Below are 23091 nucleotides of genomic sequence, written 5' to 3' on the forward strand. Positions count from 1 at the left end.
GTTATATGTTGAGCAGTATGGTGGGCTGTATGGTGAACAGTATGGCGTGCTGTACGTTGAGCTTTATCGTGGGTCGTATGGTGGTTGTATGTTGAGTAATATGATGTGTTGTATGGTGCGTTGTATGGTGTTGTACGCTGACCTTTATCATAGGTTGTATCGTGCGTTGTATGGTGTGTTGTATGGTGTGTTGTATGGTGAGCATTATGTTGGTTGTAAGTAGTATAATGAGCGGTTAATGGACAATAGGCAGCAGGTGGTGAGCAGTCAGGCGCAATGGGCAATACACAGTGTGCAAATAGTAAACAGCAACCAGACAGCCGCAGGATCGCAGCTCCGGGCTGAGCCGCTCCCCCCTCAAACCGCAAAAAAGCGCCCCATCAGCCGCAGCTGATGGAGCGCTTCTATACTTACTTAAGACAAACGGCCGCTAAAATCGCTATATTCGAACTCGCGGATGACCTTGATGCCTTCTTCCTCATTATAGGAAGAGATGGCCGGCAGGTTCACACCGTTGAACATATGGTTCTTCACCATGGAATAATGCGCCATGTCGAGGAAAATGAGCTTATCGCCGTATTTCAGCGGCTCCGGGAAGGAATAATCCCCGATGACATCGCCTGCCAGGCAGGTCATGCCGCCGAGTCTATAGGTATGGGCGAATTCGCCCGGCATTCCGGCACCGATGATGCCCGGACGGTACGGCATCGCCAGTACATCCGGCATATGGCATTCGGCCGAGGTATCGAGAATCGCGATATCCATACCGTTATGCATCGTGTCGAGTACAGTCGCCACCAGGTAACCGGTGTTAAGGGCAATTGCTTCGCCCGGCTCCAGGTAAATCTCCACGCCATAAGTTTCCTTCATATGCCGGATGCACTTGATCAGCGTCTCCAGGTCATAGTCAGGACGGGTAATATGATGCCCGCCGCCGAAGTTCAGCCATTTCATGCCGTGCAGATACTGGCCGAACTTCTCTTCCACAACCTTAAGCGTACGCTCCAGCGTGTCTGAATTCTGTTCGCACATCGTATGGAAATGCAGCCCGTCGATGCCGTCCAGCTCCTCCGGCCGGAAGTTCGGCAGGGTTACGCCCATGCGGGAGTAATTGTAGCAAGGATCATACAGCGGAACTTCAATCTCGGAGTACTCCGGATTGACGCGGATGCCGCAGCTGATCTTCTTCGGTGCGTTCTGCACCCGTTCCTTGAACCGGCTCCATTGGTCAAACGAGTTGAACACAATGTGGTCGGTGTAGCCGAGCAGCTCATCGAACTCGCGGTCTACATAGGCCGGCGCATACACATGGACCTCTTTGCCCATTTCCTCGAAGCCCAGGCGGGCTTCGAACAGGGAGCTGGAGGTTACGCCATGCAGGTATTTACCCACCAGCGGGTACATGGAATGCATCGAGAAGCCTTTTTGCGCGAGAAGAATCTTCGCTCCACTCTGCTCCTGCACGTAGTTCAGAGTTTCCAGGTTCTTCGTCAGCAGACGCTCGTCCACGAGATAGGCAGGGGACGGCAGCGCGCTGATATCAATATCTATATCCTTCATGACTTAAGCCCTAATCCAGCAGCGTCGGCGAGAAATCTTCTTGCCAAGGCAGCCCGTGTTTGTTGAGTGCATCCATGAACGGATCCGGATCGAATTCTTCGATGTTGTGTACGCCCGGTTTGTTCCAGATGCCTTTGATAATCATCATAGCCCCGATCATTGCAGGAACGCCGGTAGTGTAGGAAATGGCCTGGGAGCCAACCTCTCTGTAGCACTCTTCGTGATCGCAGACATTGTAGACATAATAAGTTTTTGGCTGGCCGTCTTTGGTACCTTGAATGATACAGCCGATGTTCGTTTTACCTTTGGTTCTTGGTCCCAGAGAAGCCGGGTCAGGCAGAATGGCCTTCAGGAACTGCAAAGGAATGATCTCTTTACCTTCATAATTAATCGGCTCAATCGAGGTCATGCCAACATTCTCAAGCACCTTCAGGTGAGTCAGGTAGTTCTGCGAGAAGGTCATCCAGAAGCGGATTTTTTTCACGCCAGGGATATTAACAGCCAGGGATTCCAGCTCTTCATGGTACAAAAGATAGATATCCTTCGGACCGATCTCCGGGAGATCGTAGACTTTTTTCTCGGACAGCGGTGCAGTTTCAATCCACTCGCCATTCTCGAAGTAACGTCCGTTCGCTGTAATTTCGCGGATATTGATTTCAGGATTGAAGTTGGTCGCAAACGGATAACCATGGTCACCGGCATTTGCATCCACAATATCAATCGTATGAATTTCGTCAAAATAATGCTTCTGCGCATACGCCGTAAATACACCGGTTACGCCTGGGTCAAAGCCGCTGCCGAGCAGCGCCGTAATTCCGGCCTTCTCGAATCTTTCCTTGTACGCCCACTGCCAGGAATATTCGAATTTCGCGGTATCCTGCGGTTCGTAGTTAGCTGTATCTACATAATGCACTCCGGTAGCCAGGCAGGCATCCATGATCGTCAGATCCTGGTATGGGAGAGCGACATTAATCACGACATCCGGCTGGAAGCTCTTGATCAGTTCAATGACTTCTTCCGTGTTGTCAGCATCAAGCTTGGCCGTAGAAATCTTCGTCAGGCCCCCGTCCAGTTTCTCCTTCAGAGCATCGCATTTTGACACCGTACGGCTGGCAATGCAGATCTCTTCGAATACATCCGGGTTCTGGCAGCATTTATGAACAACAACGCTCGCTACACCGCCAGCGCCAATAATTAACGCTTTTCCCAAATTAATAACCCCCTAATTTTGCTTAAGTTATTAGTTATTAGCCTTGCTGCTCTGGATCCGTTTCGTTGTCAGTCGTTTCGTTTCATCAAGCTGAACAGGCTACATCCTATGAAAAATCAACAAGGCTGATTATACAGAAACCTTCTCAATAAATCAATAAAAAACGACAAAAAATGATATGTTCCGTGTAAAATCTGTTGGTTTCTCCATTAATACTCTGTAATTCACAGCAATACACTGGAATGCTTCGTTTTCCTGCGCTTATTAGCTTCATTCAATCACGGGCTCATCAAGAGCACCGGACGATTAACCATGCACAAGGCCAACTGGATAATTGTATCACAGCAGAAGAAATCTTCATACGATTTATTTTAAAATTAAGTGGAAACGGCTGGACTGCCCTTTATTACAGGCCGATCTGTTTCAGCAAAATCTGTTCACCTCCCGGCAGCTCTTCTAGCTGTAAAGAAAGCACATTATAGTAACTTACCCCTTTTTCGCGCCGCACTAACTGCTTGACCGGCACAGCTGCGTCAGGAAGTGCCGGCAGCAGCTCCATAAGGTTATTATGTGTAACGCAGGTAATCCAATACTCTGAACGCAGAAATAAACCCCGCAGACCAGGAGTCCGAGGGGCATTATGCTTTTATATAAATTTGCCGTGCATGCGTAATTTCGCCCAACACATTTGTCGCCATAAGAAAAAGTACAACTGCAAAAGCCAGAGCACCGCAAGGCTGATGCCAATAGCAGATAAGAGAGTGCAGGACTGGAGCTAGGTGATCATTTGAAGCTAACGCGCCAGACTATAACTGCATTTACTGCAACTAAATTCACCATCCGCTGTAAGATATCAAGTTTAATTGCACTCTATACAGTTATATTAGCTGACCTGTCTCAAAAAATCATCTTTCGCTGTTTTTAGTTGTACAGAATACAGTTAACCGCCCAAATCCGATTTTTATCCGTCTTTTAAGTGTACGAAATACAATTATCCGCTCCAAGCAAATAAGTACAGGAATAAAAAAAATAAGGAACGGCATCTCTGCCGTCCCATTCATCACAGTTATTATAAACAAGCAAGTCCGTCTGCCGCTTCACCCAGCGTTCCCCCGAACCGGACCGGCTTCCCCTCCGCCAAACAGCCACCTCAGCGCCGGCGGGAACTGCCGGCTGAAGAACATCAGGTCATGGGTTCCCTGCGGATCACACTCCAGCAGTAAATCACCGCCGCTGAAGCCTTGTTCCAGCAGCAGCTGATGCGCCGCCCTGGAGCGTCCGGCCATTTCCTTCTGCGCATTGGTCTTATAGCAGCCTTCCAGCTCTCCGTAGTACATATATATCCGCTGCCCTGCTCTGTCTACGGGATGATCCCGCATGTAGTCCAGGATACCTTCATACCAGAAGGATGCCGATAACAGGCCTATCCGCCCGAACACTTCAGGATAGCGGTAAGAGGCATACAGCGAGATTAGTCCACCGAGAGAGTATCCGATAATCCCCGTGAACCGGGCTTCTTGCAACGTAAGATAATGGCTGTCGATATATGGTTTGATCTCCTCCGCCAGTGCCCGCAGATAATCATCTCCCCCGCCGCCGAACGAAGGTGCTCCAGGAGTCACTTCCGGCAGCGGCCACGGGGTATAATCATGATTCCGGTCCTTGGATGCAACGCCGACAAGGATCAGCTCATTCAGCTGCTGCGATCTGAACAAATGGTCCAGGTAATTCGCCGTATGCTTCATTACACTGCCTTCGTCCTGCAGGTACGCTACCGGAAACCGCCTGTGCTCCGTACCGTAGCTGAATGGCAAACGTATAGTCAATTTCCAGCCGTGTATCTCTATGTGAATATACTTTATTCCCATTCTGTGACTTCTCCTTTAGGCCTCCGTCAGCAAGCGGTGCGTTTATCTGGCACGGTTTCTGAACAGCAGGAATATGAAATATGGCACACCGATGATGGAGATTACAATGCCTACCGGCAGCTGAACGGGAGCGAATACGGTTTTGCCGATAAAATCACCAATAATCACCATCAGCATTCCAATCAGGCCGCACAACGGCACGATGTACTTGTAGGTATTACCGATCAGCCGCCGTGCAATATGCGGAGCAATCAGTCCGACGAAGCCGATGCTGCCCGACACGGACACACAGGCGCTGACCAGCCCTACACAGCACAGCAGCAGAATCTGCCGTTCCCTGCCCACCGCCACGCCCACGCCTTTGACACTGACCTCATGCAGCTGCAGCAGATCGAGCACCGCCGCGCGGCGCCAGATTACCGGAGTCAGAATGAGCAGCCACGGAAGTGTGGAGAGCACCTGTCTCCAGTTCGCATTATACACGCTCCCGGCCAGCCAGACGGTAGCCATCTCGAAATTCTCCGGGTCCATTCGCAGGGAAACATATAGCGTTACCGCACCGAAACCGGAGGCCAAAGCGATCCCGACAAGAATTAATTGCTGCGGGTGGAACTCCCCCTGATTTCTTGCGAACAGGTAGAGAAGAACGATGGAGCACAGGCCCCCTATGAATCCGAACATCGGCATACTCATGACCGAGACCCAGCCGGGCGCTTTCATGGTGCCGCCAACAAAGAACATGAACACGACGACAAAAGCCCCGGCAGCGGCATGAATGCCCAGAATTCCCGGGTCTGCCAGGGAGTTGCGGGTAATGCCCTGCAGTACAGCCCCGGCGATTCCCAGCCCGAAACCGACCAGTGCCCCGAGCAGAATGCGCGGAAGCCGGAATTCGAAGATGACGAGATCATGATCCGCCACAGGATGAATCCGCAGCAGAGTGCGCACGACATCCTTCGCCGAAATATCAAAGGTGCCATTGGTCAGACTGACATACATCCCGCAGACAATCAGAACAGAGAGCAGCAGGAACAGCCCCCAGAAGGCCAGTGCCTTGGATTTGGGCTTCATTAACAGCGAGTTCTTCGCGTCCTTAGAATTGTTCGAATCCTTGGAATGTTTACGAATGATGGCCTCCCCCTCTCGTTTTGATTAGATAGAGGAAGAAGGGGACGCCGAATAACGCGGTAACCACACCGACCGGTGTCTCAAACGGAAAGTTAATATACCGGCTGATCAGATCGCACAAGGCCAGGAAGAGGGCTCCGGCAAACGCAGTGAACGGAATGATCTTGCGGTAATCCTGCCCGACCAGAAAGCGTACAATATGCGGAATAATGAGGCCGATAAAAGCGATTTTGCCGGCTATCGCTACGGAAATTCCGGTCAGCAGCACCACACTCAGCATCGTCAGCATCTTGATGGTTCCCACCCGAAGTCCAAGGCCTGCGGCCGTTTCGTCTCCGAGCGAGAGCATCGTCACCGGTCTTGCCATCAGCAGTGCGAGCACCAGACCGGCGGCGGCAAACGGAAGCGCCAGTCTGATCACAGCCGGGTCCATCATATGCAGCCGGGCATTGTACCAGAAGCTGATATTCTGCGACACCTGAAAGTAGACAGCCAGCGCCTGCGAGACACCGCCGAGGAAGGTGCCGATGATCGTGCCGAGCACTGCCAGTGTCAGCGGAGATACGCCGCCGGGCAGCAGCTTGGCCGTACCGAAGACGAGTAATGCCCCCAGCGCAGAGCCGGCCAGCGAATACACAATCATGGTCATGGAGGAAGCGCCCGGCAGGAATACCATGCACAGCGTAACAGCAAACACTGAACCGTCGCTGATCCCCATAATGGACGGAGAAGCGAGATAATTCCGCGTCATCCCCTGCATCAGGGCTCCCGACACTGCCAGGAATGCCCCGATCAGCAGCGCTCCTGCTGTGCGCGGGATACGTGAAGTCCGCACAATCACATGGTCAATATTCTCAGGATCGGCGTGGAAAATGGCATTCAGCACCGTACCGAAGCTCATTGGCTTCGTTCCGTAAGCTACAGATAACACGCTAATAATAATGATAAGGACAACCCCCAGCACCAGCAGGGAGGCCGTCTTAATTCCGCCTGTCCATTTCATGTCATCCCACTCTTTATGCACATTTGTATTGATAATGATTATCAATTACGAGTATAACGAAGCGGGGTCCCCTGCACCATGGACAAAATGCGGAACAACTATGGACGATTGGCCGGAAGCAGCTGAAGGATCTGCCGCAGCATCCGCAGCTGCGCATATGCGGAATCCTCACGCCAGGGATCAGAGCTCAGGACATGTACGTGATGCCGCTGAACTGCAAGAATCTTCATCCACTGGGGGTCGTTCTGCAGCTTCCTCCACTCCCCAAGCGTGTCATATTCCTGACGGATCAGCATCAGCAAATGGTCCGCTGGCAGCTCCGCGAGCATCGCCGGAGTGACCGGAACATTATAAACCTCAGTCCCGCACTCATAAGCCGGGTGCAGTTCCAGCTCACGGTACAATATGCTCGCCATTCCCTCGTTGCAGTGCAGGAACAGCTGGCTGCCCAGCATACGGATAACTGTAACCTTCTGCTGGCCCAGCCCTTCGTGCAAGCGGTCTTTAGCGGCGTTCACCTCCCAGTCGAAGGCAGCAAGCCATTGCTCGCGCTGCCACTCTTCACCCAGCAGCCGGGATAATTCGTGAAATTGCCCGCGCCAATCTGCGCTGTCGCTGGTCAGATAATTCACAGGAGCAACCTGCTCCAGCGCTGTCCGTTCATCATCTGCCAGACCTGCCGGGGCCAGGATAAGCTCTGCGTTAGACTGCTTAAGCACTTCAATATTGGCCTGCCAATCCTGATTGTTGCGGTAGGCGCTGATATGTACAGGAATATCGGCGCGGTAGTTCCGGTAGTAATATTCGGTCCATTTCGGATGCAGTGCCGCCGCATATGGAGTGATATTCAGCGGCAGCAGCTGTCCAAGCAATCCGGGCGTGTAGGCGGCCAGCTTGCGCCGCCGGCTTTTCATATAGACTGCGGGCGGCATGCCGATCATCTTCTTGAATTTGCGGCTGAAATAGAATTCATCGGCATAACCGACCCTGTGGGCGATGTCCCGCAGCTTAACGCCGCTCTCCGCCATCAGGCGCTTGGCCTGCCCGATGCGCAGCTCAGCTGCGTATTCCAGCGCGCTTTTGCCATATTTCTTCTTATACAGGTCAACGAAATATTTGGCGCTGAAATCGGCGGACTGAGCCACCTGCTCTACGGTTAACGCCTCTGTATAATGGGCCTCTATGTACTGCTTCGCCTGCTCCAGCGCCGAATTCGTATCTCTGGGCCGGTGCTGGCTGCGCGTGCGGAGATCGTACAGCAGCTCCTGAAAATCAAGCTGCGCCCGGAAGCCGATGCTCTGTTCACCCTGTTCGGAGAGCAGAAACAGCCTGCTGCATTTGGCCGACATCTCTTTCGACGGATGAAATGGCAGCCTGCCGTCCCCCTGGTATAACCGGCTATCCTTAACCGGCAGACAACTTCCGCTATCGCCTGACTTGCCATAACAGTACACATCGAAATAGAAAATATACATCTCCAGTCCCCCGGCCGGCTGTACCGTTCCGCAGGTCTGATCGGGCAAGCAGAGCACCGCTGAACCTGCCGCCAGCTCATACTGGTTGTGATCACTAATGAACTGGACGGAACCGCTTGTCACGACTGCAAGGGCATAAGAGAAAAGCAGCTGTTGTGCGAGATGGACCTCCCCCGTTCCCTTCAGCACCTGTACAGACAGAAGCCGGAAAGACAACCGGTCCCAATCGACCGGATCATCTTGATTATCTATAGAAGTTCTCTGTTGGATAAGTTCCATTACAGTGCACACCACCAAATCTAAACGAATGTTATGAAAACTACCCTTAGTATATTGATAATCATTCTCATTGGCAATGTCACAGGAATTATTTTAACCGGTACGCATTATCCACTCTTCCCGTGGCCTTGGGGCCGCATAGCCGAAGGCGGCTGCCCGTTCTGTTGTTTGAAGCTTTTGCTGAAGTGAAATTCGTCGCTGTAACCGCAGGCCGCTGCAATCTCCTTCAAGGTTAATCTGGTGTACAGCAGCAGCTTCCCCGCATGCTCATAGCGGATTTCACTTAAGTAGCTTTTGGGGCTCCTGTGCAGATATTGCTGAAAAAGACTGCGTAAATACGAGGAGGAAATCCCGTAACGCACCGCCAGCTCGTGAATAAGCAAAGGCTCACTGTAACGGCGTTCAATATCATCCTTGATCCGCAAAAACAGCTCATAGCCCTGCCCCCGGCCCAGCTGGACATTCGCCTGAACCTGCAGCAATTCGTACATGAGCTCATAGAGCAGGGACTGGGTCTTCAGCTGGCTCCCGGTGCTTCCGGGGACCCAATCCGCAGCAATTTTATGGAACAAATGACCAAGCTGCTTGCCCTGTTCCCCCTCCGGCTTCAGCATGAACTGCAGCGGCAGCACATCCAGCGGCTCTATCCTGCCCTGATTATCCGCCGAAGGCGACAAGGTATAGAGTGAGAGCAGGATCATCGTGATCCGCAGAGGCTCCTCCCTTCCGCAGCTCATCTCCATAGCCAGCCCCGGCTGCAGATAGAACAGCATTCCCGCCGATACCGGATAGTCTTGGTCCGTACGGAAGATCCCCTGACCTTCCTGAATCCAGTAGAAGCTATGCACATTGATATTCTGGCGGATATCCCTCCAGTGCGGGAACGTGATCTTATCGTGAATCCAGTGAATATCTATGGCCAGATTCTGTACAATCTTCTCCACCCTCTGACTCCCCCGTTTCTGCAGCATCTCTGAAATCAGCATAAGATGTTGAAGCGTTTTTGACAAGCTAATCATGCTCTTTATGCCATGTCCCTTCCCTTCCTCTACTGCTACACTTAAGTAAATAATGACTTATGTTATAGAGGAGAGACTGAGATGCCCGAACAACGTTCCGCCTCACGTAAGGCGCTCGATTACATGCCCTGGATCGGCCCCTCCGCACAGGAGCAGCAAGAGCAGATCCTATACCAGCAGCAGCTAACCGCTGAATACTCCTGTACCTTCGGTGAAGCCTGTTATGTCTCGCCGCAGGCGGTGGTATTGCCGGATCAGCTTCAGATGGGCGACCGGAGCTATATTGCCGGCGGAGCGATTGTCCGCAGTGCCCGGCTCGTCATGGGCAACGACTGCTCACTCAACAGCTACAGTGTGCTTTCAGGCGATATTACCATGGGAAACGGCGTAAGAGTTGCTTCACATGCAAGTATGTACGGGTTCAATCACGGATTCGCCTCCACAGATATCCCTGTCTTCCGCCAGCCTTGCACTGTCCAAGGGATTGTCATCGGGGACGACGTATGGATTGGAGCCAATGCCGTTATTCTGGACGGTGTACAGATCGGTTCGCACAGCATTGTCGCCGCCGGTGCCGTAGTTACCAGAGATGTGCCGGCCTACAGTATTGTGGGCGGCAATCCGGCCAAGCTCATCCGCAGCCGGCTGGCCGGGGATACAGCAGCAATTGCCCCGGCAGTTGAACAAAAGGAGGATATAGGGATGACAATGGATGAACAAGCTGGAGGAAAAGCAGTGAAAGGAGGTACGGGTACAAATGCGGCTGATACAGCTGTTACAGCGGATAGGGACACTGCCGTAAACACGAAACCAGTTACTGAAAGTGTACCGGCATACAGCCTGCTCTCACAGCAGCTGGCTGACTTCGGCAGGCTGGCAGGAGACCAGCTGATCCCGCTGCTGGAGTACTACTCAGAGTCAACGGGGGAAGAGAAATTCTTCCGCGACCGGCCCGGATATAAGCGGACGGTTAGAGCTTACTGCGATGCGGTGGAGATTGCCGCGATGTTCGGCAGCCTGCCGCCCGGCTGGACGCGGGCAGAGCTTACCGCTGTATTGCAGGGATTCCAGGATGCAGGGACAGGATTGCTGCCCGATCCGTGGTCTCCGCCCGGACCGGAGGATCAGCCTGAGCTGTTAACCGACCATCTCTCCCGGTATCATCTTCTCGCTGTAGGCTACGCACTGGAAGTGCTAGGTTCTGCGTTGCCTCATCCGGTTATCGTTGCTGAGAATATGGAAACCGCTGCGTTGTATCCGTATCTGAATGATCTGCCATGGGAGGACAATGCCTGGGGCGGCGGAGACTGGATCGACTGCTATGCCACAGGTCTGTACCACAACCTGAAGACATTCGGCTCCCGCAAACGGCCGGATGATCTGTTCGGCTGGCTGGCGACCCATTGCCGCCGGGACTCAGGCCTCTGGGGCCTCCCTACCGAAGAGGAAGGCTGGCTGCAGCCGGTGAACGGTTTCTACCGGCTCACCCGCGCGACCTATGCGCAGTTCGGTCTTCCTCTGCCGTATCCGGAGCGCAGTATCGATACCGTGCTGGCCCACAGCAGGGACCGCCGGTTCTTCCGTGCAGAGGTGCTTAACGCCTGCAACGTGCTGGATGTGGTCCATCCGCTCTGGCTCTGCCTGAAGCAGACCGATTACCGCCGTGCAGAGATCCGCAGCTGGGCGGAGAATATGCTCAGCGAAGTGCTGAAATTCTGGGTTCCGCAGCGCGGCTTCGCCTTCCATTTATCACAGCAGCAGGACACGGGTCTGCAGGGAACCGAAATGTGGCTGAGCATCCTCTATCTGCTGGCTGACCTGTGCGGTGTAAGCTCATCGCTTGGATATACTCCCAAAGGTGTGCACCGCCTGGACCCTGCCTTCTCACTGCCCCCGAGATAGCGGCTCCCATCTCCGCTTCCGCTGTGAATGAACCTCCTTACCAGCTTCAGCCTTCAACACAAACAAACCGCCGTATACCGGAATGATATTCCGGTATCGGCGGTTGTTTGTGCTCTTGGGGACCCATCACCTGATCCGGACCAGCGGCAGGAAGATATCATCAATAATACCGGTGATTGTCTCATCAGAAACAGGTTCATGGGTGGTAAGCAGCTCGTAGCGGAATAAATCGGCGGGAAGCATAATTACCCGGTCCGGAATGCGGTCCAGCCGGACCTCTCCCCGTTTCTCCGCATTCTCCAGAATCGTTCTCATAATCGCGTTCAGCTTGCCTCCGCTCTTGGGAGGCAATATCTTCGGCAGCAGTGCAATAAGGTTATCGCCGTGATACTCCACCAGCAGACCGTGGATCGTCTCCGCTCCGATGCCCTGCAAAGGCCTGGCGAAGCTCTCAAACAGCTGAAGCATATCCGTACGGAGATCTCCTGAATCGGGAGCGGCCAGAGCAGTCTTAGGCATATGCTTCTTAATCGCGGCTGCAACAATCTTGGCTTTATTCGGCCAGCGGCGGTAGAGTGCGGTTTTATTGGTCTGGGCCCGGACCGCAATCCCTTCCATCGTCAGGCGGGCATAACCCGCTTCGCCAAGCTCTTCCCAGGCAGCCTGCAGTATGGCTTGTTCGAGAACCTCCCCGCGGCGGCGTCCGCCTTTGGGCTGATTTTCTTGTTTGATATCGTCCATGTCATTTCCTACTTTCGGGATATTTCAGTATAGACGCGGCTTGCCTCTGGCGGACAAAATGGGCAGAAAATTCTCTTGTTGCATTCTGGCTGCTTTTACTCTATCTTATTCACATAAGGTACGCAACGTACCGTACCTTATTATGTTGAGAGGAGCAATTTTATGTCAGACCAAAGAACCAAGCCCAAGAAAGCACAGAAAGAGAAGCTTGATCCCGCCATTCTTAAAGTAGCCCTCATTCTCGTCTTCGGTGCACTCGCGCCGTTATTCGACTCCACGATGATCAATGTTGCCATCAGGACACTTACTTCAGACCTGCAAAGCTCCGTTGCCGTTATCCAGTGGGTCATTACCGGTTACGTCCTGACCATGGGTATGGCAATTCCGGTGTCCGGCTGGGCTGTCAACCGTTTCGGCGGCAAAAAAGTATACATGTTCTCACTCGCCGTATTCCTGGCCGGTTCGGTCCTCTGCTCCCTGGCCTGGAATCCCGGCAGCCTGATCGGCTTCCGCCTCCTGCAGGGCGTAGGCGCAGGAATATTAATTCCGACCCTGCAAACCGTGCTTGTCCAGACTGCCGGGGGCCGCAACATCGGACGGATCATGTCCATCATCAGCATTCCCACCCTGCTGGGGCCCATTCTCGGTCCCGTGCTGGGCGGGGTCATTATCAACAGCCTGGGCTGGCGCTTTATTTTCTACGTGAATATTCCCATTACCCTTATCGCAATGCTGCTGGCCTGGCGCGGAATTCCGGCGGATGAGCCATCCACACGCAAACAGACGCTTGACCTTACCGGTCTGCTGCTGCTGTCCCCTGCTTTTGCTATCCTCATCTACGGGATCGCCCAAATCAGCACCTATGGGGGGCTGCACAGCAGCAAAGTGGTGATTCCCCTGGTGATTGGCCTTGTCCTCATGGCCGCGTTCATTGTCTACGCTTTGCGGACGCGCATAGAACCGCTGCTCGATCTGCGTCTGTTTAAGTCGCGCATTTTCTCAGCATCGAATGTCACCGTATTCCTGTCCGGCATGGTCATGAACGGGGCTTTACTCCTGCTGCCATTATACTATCAGCAGGTACGCGGTGAAAGTGTATTGTATACCGGAATGATGATGATTCCCCAAGGAATAGGTATGCTGCTCACCAGAAGCTGGATCGGCAGTCTGTCCGACCGCACCGGTTCGCGGATCATCGTCATTCTAAGCCTGCTGGTCACTATATTCGCGACACTTCCTTTTGCCTTCGCCGGTTCGGATACGAATCTGATCCTGCTCGCGGCAGCACTGGTAGTCCGGGGGGCTGCCCTGAACGGACTCCTGATTCCGGTAATGGTATCCGCATATATAGGGCTGCGCAAGGATCAGATCCCCCATGCCAGTATCTCCATGAGGATCTGCCAGACGATCGGCGGCGCCTTCGGGGCAGCGATTCTGGCCACTGTATCCCAGCACCAGTTGGCCGGGCAATCAGCCTCAAGTCTCCAGAGCATTGCCGGGGCATACGATGCGGCCTTCTGGTGGTCGATCGGCTTTGCCGTGATCGCTTTGATTCCTGCACTCATCCTGCCCTCGCACCGCAGCAGCCCTGCGGCTGGCTGAGGATAAACCTCAAGCGGATATTAAGCCCCAATAGCAGCTTGAGCAGCAATATCAGCTTCAGCTGCACTATGCCAAACCAAAAACCCCCGGTTCTCCCTGATAGAGCGGAGAACCGGGGGTTTAGATTGCTTTTACCAGGATGTACTGTCTACTGCCCGAAACCGACACGCGGCCGTTCCCGTTCTTTGGTCTGCACATCTACGGCACGGATCGAGGTGATTGGAATGTAGAGGGTCTGGAACTCCGTGCTGTACTTCACGAACCTCTCATCCAGTTCTTCCAGAACCCCTCCTCTGACGCTGGTTCCATCCAGAAAATGAATCGTTACTTCCTGCCCTTTCAACGCTGATAACATCTTAATCCGCTCCTTCGTCTACAGATGGGTAATAATCGTGTCGATGATCCCGTATTCCAGTGCTTCCTCAGCTGACATGAAATAATCACGGTCCATGTCCTTCTCCACCTTCTCCGCCGGCTGGCCGGTACGTTCCGCCGTAATCTGGACTATCTTGTGCCGGATTTGCAGAATACGTCTTGCGCTGATGGCGATATCACTGGCCTGGCCCTGTGCACCGCCATGCGGCTGATGGATCATGATCTCGCTGTTCGGCAGCGCGGATCTTTTGCCTGTAGCTCCTGCCAGCAGCAGCAGCGAAGCGAAGGAAGCCGCAAAACCGGTGCAAATCGTATTCACCTGCGGTTTGATTACCTGCATCGTATCATAAATACCAAAGCCGGCGGTAGTCGAGCCCCCGGGGCTGTTGATGAACATCTGGATATCCTTATCCGGCTCATCCGCCGCCAGGAACAGCAGCTGGGCAATAATGCTGTTGGCCAGCCCGTCATCGATTGCCGCACCCACGAACACAATCCGGTCCTTCAGCAGCCGGGAATAAATATCGTAGGACCGTTCGCCTCTGGAAGTCTGTTCAATGACATAAGGTATAATACTCATTAGGTTGTGCCTCCTCTGATCTGTCTAAGTGTATATATCCTGTAAACGGACCAGGGAAGCTTAAAGATACGGGCATGCGGAATTCGGCGGGTATACAAGGATAGCGTATCTTTTACAAAGTGCCGTTCGTTTATATAATAGAAGCAATGGCTATATCATCTGAATACAAGAAAATAACAAAAAAGCACAAAGGAGAGGGCCAAGATGACGATTCTTGAACATCACCGTATGCCGGACAGGGCGGATATGGATAAGCAGAGTCTGCAGGAGCTGGGGACTGCGCTGCACCGGTATTGCCTGTCGCTGACCCGTTCCCCATTCGACGCTGAAGATCTGGCCCAGGAGACCTGGACCAAGGCACTCGGATACAGCAAGTTCACCTTGAGCCCCAATCCTGAAGCCCTGCTGCTGCGGATTGCCAAGAATACGTGGATTGATGCCGCACGGCGCAAAGGCTCCCTGATCCGTGCGCTTGAACGTTCAGAAACCCCGGCCGATTCAGCCCTTACACCGGCTGCGCAAGGAGATCGCACCGAAATCGAACTGGCCTTTCAGGCCTTGATCAAGCATCTCTCCCCTTTGCAGCGGACCGCCTTCGTACTCCGTGATGTTCTGGGCTATTCAGCCGCCGAGACAGCCGGAACCTTAAGCACTACCGAAGGGGCAGTCAAGGCAGCTCTGCACCGGGCACGCCTGTCCTTATCCAGGGTCCGGGAAGAACTGGCTGAGAATGAGGGGCCCGCTCTTCCGCCGGATGCTGATTACCGGGCTTATCTCCGTGCGCTGGCCCATGCCTATGAGCAGGGTCAAATTCCGTTGATGCTGGAGCTGCTCCGCCAGGAGACTGCCGCAGAAGTAACTGTTGCTGTAAGCACCGCCACAGTGCATGCCCTGTATTCCGGAAGCGGAAGCTTCTCCTATCTGAATGGAAGCAGCACCTATGCCGGGCTGCGGATGGCAGCTTAACTTTATTCATTGGAATCTTAGCCCGTACACAAAATATTAGGAGTGTAGCCAAATGAAGAAGATACTTGTACTCGGAGGAACGCGGTTTTTTGGTAAAAGACTGGTGGAGCTGCTGCTCCAGGACGGGGACAGCCGGGTAACCATTCTGACCCGTGGTGTAACAGAGGATGATTTCGGTGACCGGGTAACCCGGCTGGCCATGGACCGCACCGATGAAGCTGCGCTGGAGCGTGCTGTAAGGAATATAGACTGGGATATCGTCTACGATAATATTTGTTTCTCACCGGATGAGGCTGCGGCTGCGGTGCGGATATTTGCCGGCCGGACGAAGCGGTATATTCTGACTTCAAGCCTGTCTGTCTATAATCCGCAGCCGGATATCTTGACTGAAGCGGATTTCGATCCTGCACACTATCTGCTGAAGCTGGGCGGGAAGGCCGCTTTCAGTTACCAGGAAGGCAAAAGACTGGCCGAGACCGTTCTGCTGCAGACGGCGGACTTCCCGGTGGCCGCGGTGCGGTTTCCGATTGTGCTGGGCACGGATGACTATACGCGCAGGCTGCATTTTCATATAGAGCATGTGCAGGCAGGGCAGCCGATCGGCATCCCGAATCCGCAAGCGGAGATCTCGTTCATCCGTTCCGATGAAGCCGCTGATTTCCTGCACTGGCTGGGCAGTTCCACGTTAACGGGTCCGGTGAATGCCTGTTCGGACGGTACACTGACCATCGGCGGAGTTATCTCCATTGTTGAAGCGGCAACAGGTAAACCTGCCGTGGTCCGGCGGGAAACCGCAGATTCGGACAGCTCTCCCTTTGGCATCGAAGAATCCTGGGTCATGGATACGGCAAAAGCCCGCTCTGCGGGCTTCAGTTTCCTGTCATTATCCGATTGGTTCCCGGAGCTGGTCACATCGCTGAATCATTCACTTCGCCAGCACCAGTAAATCAGCCTCCGATTCACTCCGCCCGTCTGCGGATGCGGATTCCTCCATCACCCGTAATACTCCAGACTGAGGCCGGTGAACTCCGGCTCCGGTCTTTTTTTCAGGCTCCGCAAACGTTCCGGCTTCTGACTTGGGTTCCGGCTTCTCCGATGTCTGCTCCTTAGTCTTCTTCTCAGTTTTCTCTGGCGCCTCGTCCACTTCTTTCGTATACGTATTCGTCCTCGCAACTTCTGTCGCTTCTATCTTCGTCCCAGCCTTTGCCGCTGTATCTTCGTCCACTCGTACTTCAGGCCCGTCCGCAATTTTGAACACATTGATCTCCCGGAACAGCCGCTGCGAGATTTCATGAATCTCCTCCGCCTGCCGTGCAATGTCGCTGATCGCCTGATCCTGCTGGGTGCTGGAGGCATTCACTTCCTGTACCCCTGCCGCTGTCTGCTCCGCCACGGAGGCTACGGAATGCACAGATTCGGCAAGGCGTGAGTTGATCGTACGCGTCTGTTCCACCTTCTGGTGAATCTGCCCGATCTGTGTGCTGATGCCCGCAATGGATTCATCGATCGCCCCGAAGGATGCCAATGTCTCCGCCACCTGGTGATCCTGCTGCTCCAGACTTTCTCTGGTCTCCATCATATATCTCTGGAAATCGGCCATGCCGGCCTGAAGCTCCTGGATAATCCGGCTGATATGCACGGAGGAATCATTCGTTTGCACGGATAAATGTCTGACTTCATCGGCAATAACGGCGAAGCCTTTTCCCGATGCCCCGGCCCGCGCTGCCTCAATCGCAGCATTGAGCGAGAGAATATTCGTCTGCTTCGAAATCTCCGTGATTGAATTGGTGATGCGTGAAATATCCTTGGACTGGTTCACCAGTTGCTCCAGCGCCACATAAACCTTGCTGATCGACTCCCGGGAACGCTGTGAAATCTGGCGCAGGGCAGTAACGGTATCTGAACCCTGCTGCGTATTCCGGTTAGCCGCTTCACTTGTCGTCAGCATCACATCTGTATACTCGGTAATATCCTGAACCCCGCGGGCCAGCTCCTCCAGCAGCAGCGTACTCTGCTCAGACTGAACAGCCTGCTGGTCGGCACCCAGCGAAATCTCCTGAATCGTCCGGACAATATCCCGGTTCGTATGCGCGGTAATCGCCGATGACTGCTGAAAAGAATGCGAATAGTCAGCCAATGAGCCTGCAGCAGACAAGGTCTGCCGCAGCATGCCCTGAACTCTGCCCACCATATGATCGAAGTGATGGCTCAGCCGGCCCAGCTCATCATTATACGGGGAGTTGATCTGCTGCCGCAGATCCCCGTCGGCAATCTGCCTGAGTGCAGCCTGCAGCCTGCCGACCGGCGACAGGAAGGAGCGGATCAGCAGCCAGGCCAGCACCAGCATGAACAGGAACACTCCGCCTGCAGCATAGGCCACGATTGAGACCGTATCATCCAGCAGGTTAAAAGAAACCGTCTGCGCCTGCTCTGCATTGTCGGCGGCTGCCTTATACAGCTTCCCGTTTGTCTCAAGCATGGATTGATTCAGCGCAAGCGCCTTCGTATGTATATCATCAATCTGTTCCAATACAGTTAGTGGATCAAGTGTTTCATCCGACATTGCTCCGAGCAGTTCCGTAATGAATTCCCCATATTCTGCGGCCTGAGTGCCCAGAAGTCCAAGCATAGTGAATGCTGGTGTGTCCTGCTCAAATTCCACCTTGGCAAGTTCAGCCAACATCTGCTGCTGTTTCTCCTGTAATGGCTCCGCCAGCTCCAGATCACTGGATTCAGCGAAGGAAGTCTCCGCACGGTTCAGCTCCTGCAGCAGCTGGGTGATGGTTGAGACTGTAATTCTTTTCTCCATTTCGCTCTTCTGCTGTTCCATAGATAGCTCTACCTGGTTAATTTTATGTCCTTGGTACAGAGCCACGCCCAGAAAAATGAGCGTAATTGCCGAGAAACTGAAGATTAGCTTCCATTTCATCGAAAAGTGCAGCAGGTTCCCCTTCAAAAGTATCATCCCTTCATATCTAGCTTGTCTTTACAATAGGTATATTCTGCTAATATCCTCATTGTAGAAGCCGGATATTAACTATTCTCTTAAGTTGTGTATGCTGAGCGTAAAGAATATGTTGCGAAACTGTTAACAAAACGTCAATATTTAAGGAAATAGAACCAATGGACGGGGATGTATACCTATGAAACTGGAACGGCTGATCTCTATAATCTATAAGCTTTTGAATCACGAGGTGTTGTCTGCGGCCATGCTGGCTGAAGAGTTCCAGGTATCGCAGCGGACCATCTACCGGGATATCAATGTAATCTGTGCAGCGGGCTTCCCGGTCGTATCGTATCAGGGGATGAAAGGCGGATATGGTATGATGGACGGCTACAAAATGGATAAAAGCCTGCTCGGCACTTATGATGTTAACGCCCTGATTACCGTGCTCCGCAGTCTTTCTACCGTGTTTGAAGACGGGCGTGCGCAGGGGACTATTGAGCGGCTGCAGACCATCGGACCGGAGCATCTGACGCAGAGCCTGTCCGTAGACCTCGACACCCTGCGGACGGAGCCTGATGCGCTGCGCCATATACGGGCTGCCATCAACGGGCGCATAGTAATCCGCTTCGATTATATCGACACCATGAATGAACGTACGGCCCGTGACATCGAGCCGCTGCGGCTTCATTTCAAATACCGGAACTGGTACATTTACGGATATTGCCGCACCCGTCAGGCTTACCGCGAGTTCCGCCTGTCCCGGCTGATGAATTTGATGCTGACCGGGGATACTTTCGGACCGCACCCGGAGGTGCCGGAAGAGGCAGCTCCCTCAGAGCACGCACGGCAGAACCAGCTGGAGGATGTAGTGATCCGGGTAAGGCCGGAAGCGTTGGCCGACGCGCTGGATCAGTTTCAGCAGATGGACAAACAGTTTCACGAAGATGGAAGTATGACGATACGCATTCCGGTATATCAGCCGCTCAGTGCACGCTGGTTATGGGCCATTCTGCTCAGTTTCGGCAGCGGTGCCGAGGTCCTCGAACCCATCCCCCTGCGCGCCATCATCCGAGAGCAGCTCCAAAACGCACTCAAACCTTATGAAGAAGTATGACACGCAGTTGTCAAACTTCTTTTTTTATGATGTAAGCAGACTTAAACACACGAGGAGGACATTATGTTTAATGTAATTCAGGAGATCAATGGGTTGGCTGTTGTGCTCGGGACGCTGGCGCTGTCTTTGGTGGGAGGCCTATGGTTCACTGTGGTCTGGGGCAAGGCGTATGCCTACGCTCTGGGAAAAGAGCATTCGCCAAATGAAAACGGCGTTGCCGTCCTTAAGGAGGACGGTATCGGTTCAGCGGGAAATGGAAGGAATGTTAATCATACGAAGCAACATATGAATCCTTCTATTTCCAAAGAAAAACCGGCGCTCCGGTTCATCTTGGGTCCCCTGGTATGCGGACTGATAACAACAGTGGCGATGGCGGTACTGTTCTATGCGTTCGAGATCGAAACCCTTGCCGATGCTCTCATCTTTGGCGGGATTGTCGGAGCAGGACTATTGGCGGCCACAACCGTGAATACCGGGATTAACCCCAATATTCCCCGGCCGCTGGTCTACGGACTGGTTAGCGGGAGCTACTTTTTCCTGTCCGGGCTGATTGTCAGTATAATTCTTGTAGCGATGAGTTGAAAAGTCGATGTTGTTGTACGTTTTGCAACATTAATTCATAGTTACTGGGGTAGCCGTAAGGATTCTTGTACGCGGTACAACAATTTCCCCGTTTAGCTGCTTGGTGGAGGACAATTGATGCCTTTTGTGCAACAATTTTCGATTAGGGCCGGTTTTGATGAGGGGAATGTTGTAGTTCGTGCAGGATTACCTCAACAAACCACGATCGGTTCTCCACCATTGATTCACCTTTAAGCTAATCTGCCTGGTCTTCTTGTGAGGGCCTGGTTGAAATCTATTGTCTATTGCAGATCGCTCTGGAATAGGTGAATTTGGGCAGATAGCTGGAAATCAATTGTATGAAATACATTAAATTTGGTTTTAGCGCAGGATAACGTTGAATCTGTTGCAGAAAGTGCACTCAATGAAGAGCTAGCTCTACCGTTCTCAAGCGGGTTACGCCTAGCGAATAGTTGTGTATCTTGCAGGGACAGCTCAATATAATTGTACAAATTGGACTAGGAGAAACTACAGTTAGCACTTAAGCGGGAGTCTTCCCGCCATACAAACTGCCATTCACGTAAAACGTCCGTGCAGGTTCCTGTTGGGGTAATAAAGTTGACAGAAGGGAGTGTACAGTAACTATGAGCGCTGAAAATTGGATTGCGGCTACATCAAGGGAAGATTTGCGGAATTGGCTGCTTATGAATAGTATGGCTGAACCCTTTTGCTGGGTCGAAGCCACTATGAAGCCAATCCCGGGTACGCTGCTGTACCTGGACGCCGTTGAAGAGGCTTTGTGCTTCGGCTGGATCGATGGAGTGAAGAAGATGAACACTGAAGCGAAGCTGGTGCAGAGATTGTCTCCCCGCAGCAAGCGGAGCTCATGGACTGAGCTTAATAAAGAGCGTGTCCGCCGCCTGGAGAAGCTGGGCTTGATGCGTGAGGAAGGACGGCGGGTCCTTCCTGATATGGATATCCGCTCTTTTAGAATAGACAAGGTTATCGAACAGAAGCTGAAAGAGGAAACGCAGGTGTATGAGAACTTCATGGCCTTTCCGGCGCTCTACCGGCGGGTGCGGATCGACACCATACAAGGCTATATCCATCAGCCAGAAGTGTTTCAGCGCAGACTGGAGAAATTCATCGCAAACACCAGAGAGAATACTATGTACGGCCAATGGCATGATAACGGGCGCCTGCTGGAGTATTAAGTCCTGCACTGCTTGTATTTAGAGAAGTTGGCGGGAGAGTGATTTAGAGGACTGGCGGGGACTCGGTGGGGCTGGGCTGTGCTGGGCCGGGACTCGGCGTGGGCGGGGCGGGACTCGGCAGGAGCTGGGCGAGGCTGGGCGGGACTCGGCGGGAGCTGGGCGGGACTCGGCGGGAGCTGGGCGGGACACGGTGGGAGCTGGGCCGGGACTCGGCGTGGGCGGGGCGGGACTCGGCAGGAGCTGGGCGGGACTCGGCAGGAGATTGGCAAGGATTTGGCGGGGACTTGGTGGGAGCTGGGCGGGACTCGGGGGGGTGGGCGGGACTCGGCAGGAGCTGGACGGGACTTGGGGGAGATTGGCGAGGATGAATAGCTTCACGATCGTATACGCTCGTGAATAGGACTGAGAATCCGCTATTTGGGTAAAACAGGCGGTTTTACGGGCCATGCGGACTCAGAATCGCTTATATGGCTGCCGGCTCCACATTTTAGGCTCGAATGAACAAAATAACTGATTCTCAGTCCGTTTGGGCGTTGAATGCAGTGTTTTGGGCAAAATAGCGTCTTCTCAGTCCGCATTCCCCTGCTGATCGCCATCTGCTGAGCTAACGGTCCTGCCACGCCAAGGCAATTCGCTCCAGAACACCACCAGTAATCTGTCTTTCAGGTACGCCTCCTCCATTCTACAATGCCCGGCTTGGTACAATCTCAGAACTAATGAAATGAGTTCATTTCATGCAGCAATTTATGTGTTCGGTTTCAGCTTCAACCGGAAACTTAAAGGATAGTTGTACATTGTACAACTAAAAACCGCGAAAAGGCAGGCATGCCTCATATAAGTGTATTCTGTACAACTATATCTGCCCGAAGCGGCGTAAACCATCTATAAGGGACAGTTTAATTGCACGGAATACAACTAAACGAATAATTGGTTGAAAATCAGGCGATTTAGTTGTACAAAGTGCACTTAAGCATACCGCGAACCGTAATCGTGTCACTGCAAACCCGGCTAGGCCTAGGAGAACTCTCACCATATTCCTCTAGAATCAAACAAAAAACAAGCCCCCGCATCCGAAAGCCTGTCCTCATGCACACCTATATCCACTATGCTATTGCACGCTCTCATCCATATACATGACTTCCCACAGATGTCCGTCGATATCCTGAAAGCTCCAATTGTACATAAACCCATGGTCGACCGGATCATTGAACGGTTTCCCGCCGGCCCCAAGTGCCTTATGCACCAACTCGTCCACCTCTGCCCTGCTTGCTGCGGAGAAGGCGAGAATGACCTCCGTGTGTCCGGCAGTATCCACAACCGATTTCGAAGTGAAGGTGTTGAAGAATTCTTTGGTCAGCAGCATGGCGAACGTATTGTCATTGATGATCATACATGTTGCGTTCTCATCCGTGAATTGCGGGTTGAACTCAAATCCGAGTGCGGTAAAAAAGTTGATCGAATCCTGCAGATTACTCACCGGCAAATTAACAAAAAGCTGGCCTGCCTTATATCCCACTTTCTAATCACCTCTGCATCCATGGAGTGTG

The 23091-nt window shown here is 53.0% G+C and carries 20 protein-coding genes; 8 read left to right on the forward strand and 12 right to left on the reverse strand.

The genetic code is table 11. The features are described from left to right. Positions 1-414 precede the first annotated feature (414 nt). The 7 genes from nspC to GC101_RS19205 all read right to left on the reverse strand — a co-directional run bounded on the left by nspC (position 415) and on the right by GC101_RS19205 (position 9467). Positions 415-1551, reverse strand: a complete 1137-nt coding sequence (gene nspC, locus GC101_RS19175) for a carboxynorspermidine decarboxylase (protein ID WP_171718677.1) — start codon at positions 1549-1551, stop codon at positions 415-417. Between the two features lie 19 nt (positions 1552-1570). Beyond that, positions 1571-2770 carry a saccharopine dehydrogenase family protein gene (locus GC101_RS19180; protein ID WP_036702452.1) on the reverse strand — a complete coding sequence of 400 codons (1200 nt, stop codon included), beginning with the start codon at positions 2768-2770 and terminating at the stop codon, positions 1571-1573. Between the two features lie 1097 nt (positions 2771-3867). Further along, a complete protein-coding gene (locus tag GC101_RS19185) occupies positions 3868-4638 on the reverse strand; it encodes an alpha/beta hydrolase (protein WP_171718528.1) in 771 nt (256 codons plus the stop codon). Positions 4639-4680: 42 nt separating this feature from the next. After that, entirely contained in the window at positions 4681-5709 is a 1029-nt protein-coding gene (locus tag GC101_RS19190; protein WP_171718529.1) for a FecCD family ABC transporter permease, read from the reverse strand. Between the two features lie 49 nt (positions 5710-5758). Further along, the gene (locus GC101_RS19195; RefSeq protein WP_039303966.1) at positions 5759-6769 is read right to left on the reverse strand and encodes a FecCD family ABC transporter permease; all 1011 of its coding nucleotides are present in this window, start codon (positions 6767-6769) and stop codon (positions 5759-5761) included. Positions 6770-6867: 98 nt separating this feature from the next. Next, positions 6868-8523 (reverse strand): AraC family transcriptional regulator, encoded by a 1656-nt coding sequence (locus GC101_RS19200; protein WP_171718530.1) that lies wholly within the window; start codon positions 8521-8523, stop codon positions 6868-6870. 107 nt (positions 8524-8630) lie between these two features. After that, positions 8631-9467, reverse strand: coding sequence for a helix-turn-helix domain-containing protein (locus GC101_RS19205; protein WP_171718531.1), 837 nt, complete (start codon positions 9465-9467; stop codon positions 8631-8633). 156 nt (positions 9468-9623) lie between these two features. On the opposite strand from GC101_RS19205, the gene GC101_RS19210 reads away from it, so the two are divergent. Continuing rightward, on the forward strand, positions 9624-11444 hold the full coding sequence (locus GC101_RS19210; RefSeq protein WP_171718532.1) for an acyltransferase: 1821 nt from the start codon (positions 9624-9626) through the stop codon (positions 11442-11444). Between the two features lie 126 nt (positions 11445-11570). Here the strand turns inward: GC101_RS19210 and GC101_RS19215 are convergent, their stop codons facing one another. Next, positions 11571-12185, reverse strand: coding sequence for a TetR/AcrR family transcriptional regulator (locus GC101_RS19215; RefSeq protein ID WP_171718533.1), 615 nt, complete (start codon positions 12183-12185; stop codon positions 11571-11573). 162 nt (positions 12186-12347) lie between these two features. Here GC101_RS19215 and GC101_RS19220 point away from each other — a divergent pair, with 162 nt between their 5' ends. Then, complete coding sequence (locus GC101_RS19220) at positions 12348-13787, forward strand: MDR family MFS transporter (protein ID WP_171718534.1); 1440 nt, start codon at positions 12348-12350, stop codon at positions 13785-13787. Between the two features lie 148 nt (positions 13788-13935). Here the strand turns inward: GC101_RS19220 and GC101_RS19225 are convergent, their stop codons facing one another. Together GC101_RS19225 and clpP are read right to left on the reverse strand one after the other, a co-directional pair. Next, positions 13936-14142 (reverse strand): hypothetical protein, encoded by a 207-nt coding sequence (locus tag GC101_RS19225; RefSeq protein WP_039303983.1) that lies wholly within the window; start codon positions 14140-14142, stop codon positions 13936-13938. Between the two features lie 18 nt (positions 14143-14160). Then, entirely contained in the window at positions 14161-14742 is a 582-nt protein-coding gene (gene clpP / locus GC101_RS19230) for an ATP-dependent Clp endopeptidase proteolytic subunit ClpP (protein ID WP_039303986.1), read from the reverse strand. 204 nt (positions 14743-14946) lie between these two features. Between clpP and GC101_RS19235 the strand changes: the two genes are divergently transcribed. After that, positions 14947-15708, forward strand: a complete 762-nt coding sequence (locus tag GC101_RS19235) for an RNA polymerase sigma factor (RefSeq protein ID WP_171718535.1) — start codon at positions 14947-14949, stop codon at positions 15706-15708. A gap of 52 nt (positions 15709-15760) precedes the next feature. After that, on the forward strand, positions 15761-16654 hold the full coding sequence (locus tag GC101_RS19240; protein ID WP_171718536.1) for an NAD-dependent epimerase/dehydratase family protein: 894 nt from the start codon (positions 15761-15763) through the stop codon (positions 16652-16654). Here GC101_RS19240 and GC101_RS19245 read toward each other — a convergent pair. Continuing rightward, positions 16634-18664 (reverse strand): methyl-accepting chemotaxis protein, encoded by a 2031-nt coding sequence (locus tag GC101_RS19245; RefSeq protein ID WP_171718537.1) that lies wholly within the window; start codon positions 18662-18664, stop codon positions 16634-16636. The genes GC101_RS19240 and GC101_RS19245 overlap by 21 nt on opposite strands. A gap of 187 nt (positions 18665-18851) precedes the next feature. Here GC101_RS19245 and GC101_RS19250 point away from each other — a divergent pair, with 187 nt between their 5' ends. The 4 genes from GC101_RS19250 (at position 18852) to GC101_RS19265 (ending at position 21944) form a co-directional block, all read left to right on the forward strand. After that, the gene (locus GC101_RS19250; protein ID WP_171718538.1) at positions 18852-19769 is read left to right on the forward strand and encodes a helix-turn-helix transcriptional regulator; all 918 of its coding nucleotides are present in this window, start codon (positions 18852-18854) and stop codon (positions 19767-19769) included. Positions 19770-19832: 63 nt separating this feature from the next. Continuing rightward, positions 19833-20351, forward strand: a complete 519-nt coding sequence (locus GC101_RS19255) for a DUF1761 domain-containing protein (RefSeq protein WP_171718539.1) — start codon at positions 19833-19835, stop codon at positions 20349-20351. A gap of 623 nt (positions 20352-20974) precedes the next feature. After that, a complete protein-coding gene (locus tag GC101_RS19260; RefSeq protein WP_171718540.1) occupies positions 20975-21544 on the forward strand; it encodes a YdeI/OmpD-associated family protein in 570 nt (189 codons plus the stop codon). Positions 21545-21734: 190 nt separating this feature from the next. After that, the gene (locus GC101_RS19265; RefSeq protein ID WP_171718541.1) at positions 21735-21944 is read left to right on the forward strand and encodes a hypothetical protein; all 210 of its coding nucleotides are present in this window, start codon (positions 21735-21737) and stop codon (positions 21942-21944) included. A gap of 708 nt (positions 21945-22652) precedes the next feature. On the opposite strand, the gene GC101_RS19270 is transcribed toward GC101_RS19265, so the two are convergent. Next, a complete protein-coding gene (locus GC101_RS19270; RefSeq protein WP_171718542.1) occupies positions 22653-23060 on the reverse strand; it encodes a VOC family protein in 408 nt (135 codons plus the stop codon). Positions 23061-23091 lie beyond the last annotated feature (31 nt).

It is taken from the genome of Paenibacillus phytohabitans (assembly GCF_013141775.1).
GTDB lineage: Bacteria > Bacillota > Bacilli > Paenibacillales > Paenibacillaceae > Paenibacillus_AQ > Paenibacillus_AQ phytohabitans.

What these genes read in the sequence shown, in the direction of transcription:
- GC101_RS19195 (WP_039303966.1), bottom strand. Translation starts at nt 6,769, where the DNA reads ATGAAATGGACAGGCGGAATTAAGACGGCCTCCCTGCTGGTGCTGGGG.
- clpP (WP_039303986.1), bottom strand. Translation starts at nt 14,742, where the DNA reads ATGAGTATTATACCTTATGTCATTGAACAGACTTCCAGAGGCGAACGG.
- GC101_RS19235 (WP_171718535.1), top strand. Translation starts at nt 14,947, where the DNA reads ATGACGATTCTTGAACATCACCGTATGCCGGACAGGGCGGATATGGAT.
- GC101_RS19225 (WP_039303983.1), bottom strand. Translation starts at nt 14,142, where the DNA reads ATGTTATCAGCGTTGAAAGGGCAGGAAGTAACGATTCATTTTCTGGAT.
- GC101_RS19220 (WP_171718534.1), top strand. Translation starts at nt 12,348, where the DNA reads ATGTCAGACCAAAGAACCAAGCCCAAGAAAGCACAGAAAGAGAAGCTT.
- GC101_RS19200 (WP_171718530.1), bottom strand. Translation starts at nt 8,523, where the DNA reads ATGGAACTTATCCAACAGAGAACTTCTATAGATAATCAAGATGATCCG.
- GC101_RS19215 (WP_171718533.1), bottom strand. Translation starts at nt 12,185, where the DNA reads ATGGACGATATCAAACAAGAAAATCAGCCCAAAGGCGGACGCCGCCGC.
- GC101_RS19185 (WP_171718528.1), bottom strand. Translation starts at nt 4,638, where the DNA reads ATGGGAATAAAGTATATTCACATAGAGATACACGGCTGGAAATTGACT.
- GC101_RS19240 (WP_171718536.1), top strand. Translation starts at nt 15,761, where the DNA reads ATGAAGAAGATACTTGTACTCGGAGGAACGCGGTTTTTTGGTAAAAGA.
- GC101_RS19210 (WP_171718532.1), top strand. Translation starts at nt 9,624, where the DNA reads ATGCCCGAACAACGTTCCGCCTCACGTAAGGCGCTCGATTACATGCCC.
- GC101_RS19190 (WP_171718529.1), bottom strand. Translation starts at nt 5,709, where the DNA reads ATGAAGCCCAAATCCAAGGCACTGGCCTTCTGGGGGCTGTTCCTGCTG.
- GC101_RS19250 (WP_171718538.1), top strand. Translation starts at nt 18,852, where the DNA reads ATGAAACTGGAACGGCTGATCTCTATAATCTATAAGCTTTTGAATCAC.
- GC101_RS19255 (WP_171718539.1), top strand. Translation starts at nt 19,833, where the DNA reads ATGTTTAATGTAATTCAGGAGATCAATGGGTTGGCTGTTGTGCTCGGG.
- GC101_RS19260 (WP_171718540.1), top strand. Translation starts at nt 20,975, where the DNA reads ATGAGCGCTGAAAATTGGATTGCGGCTACATCAAGGGAAGATTTGCGG.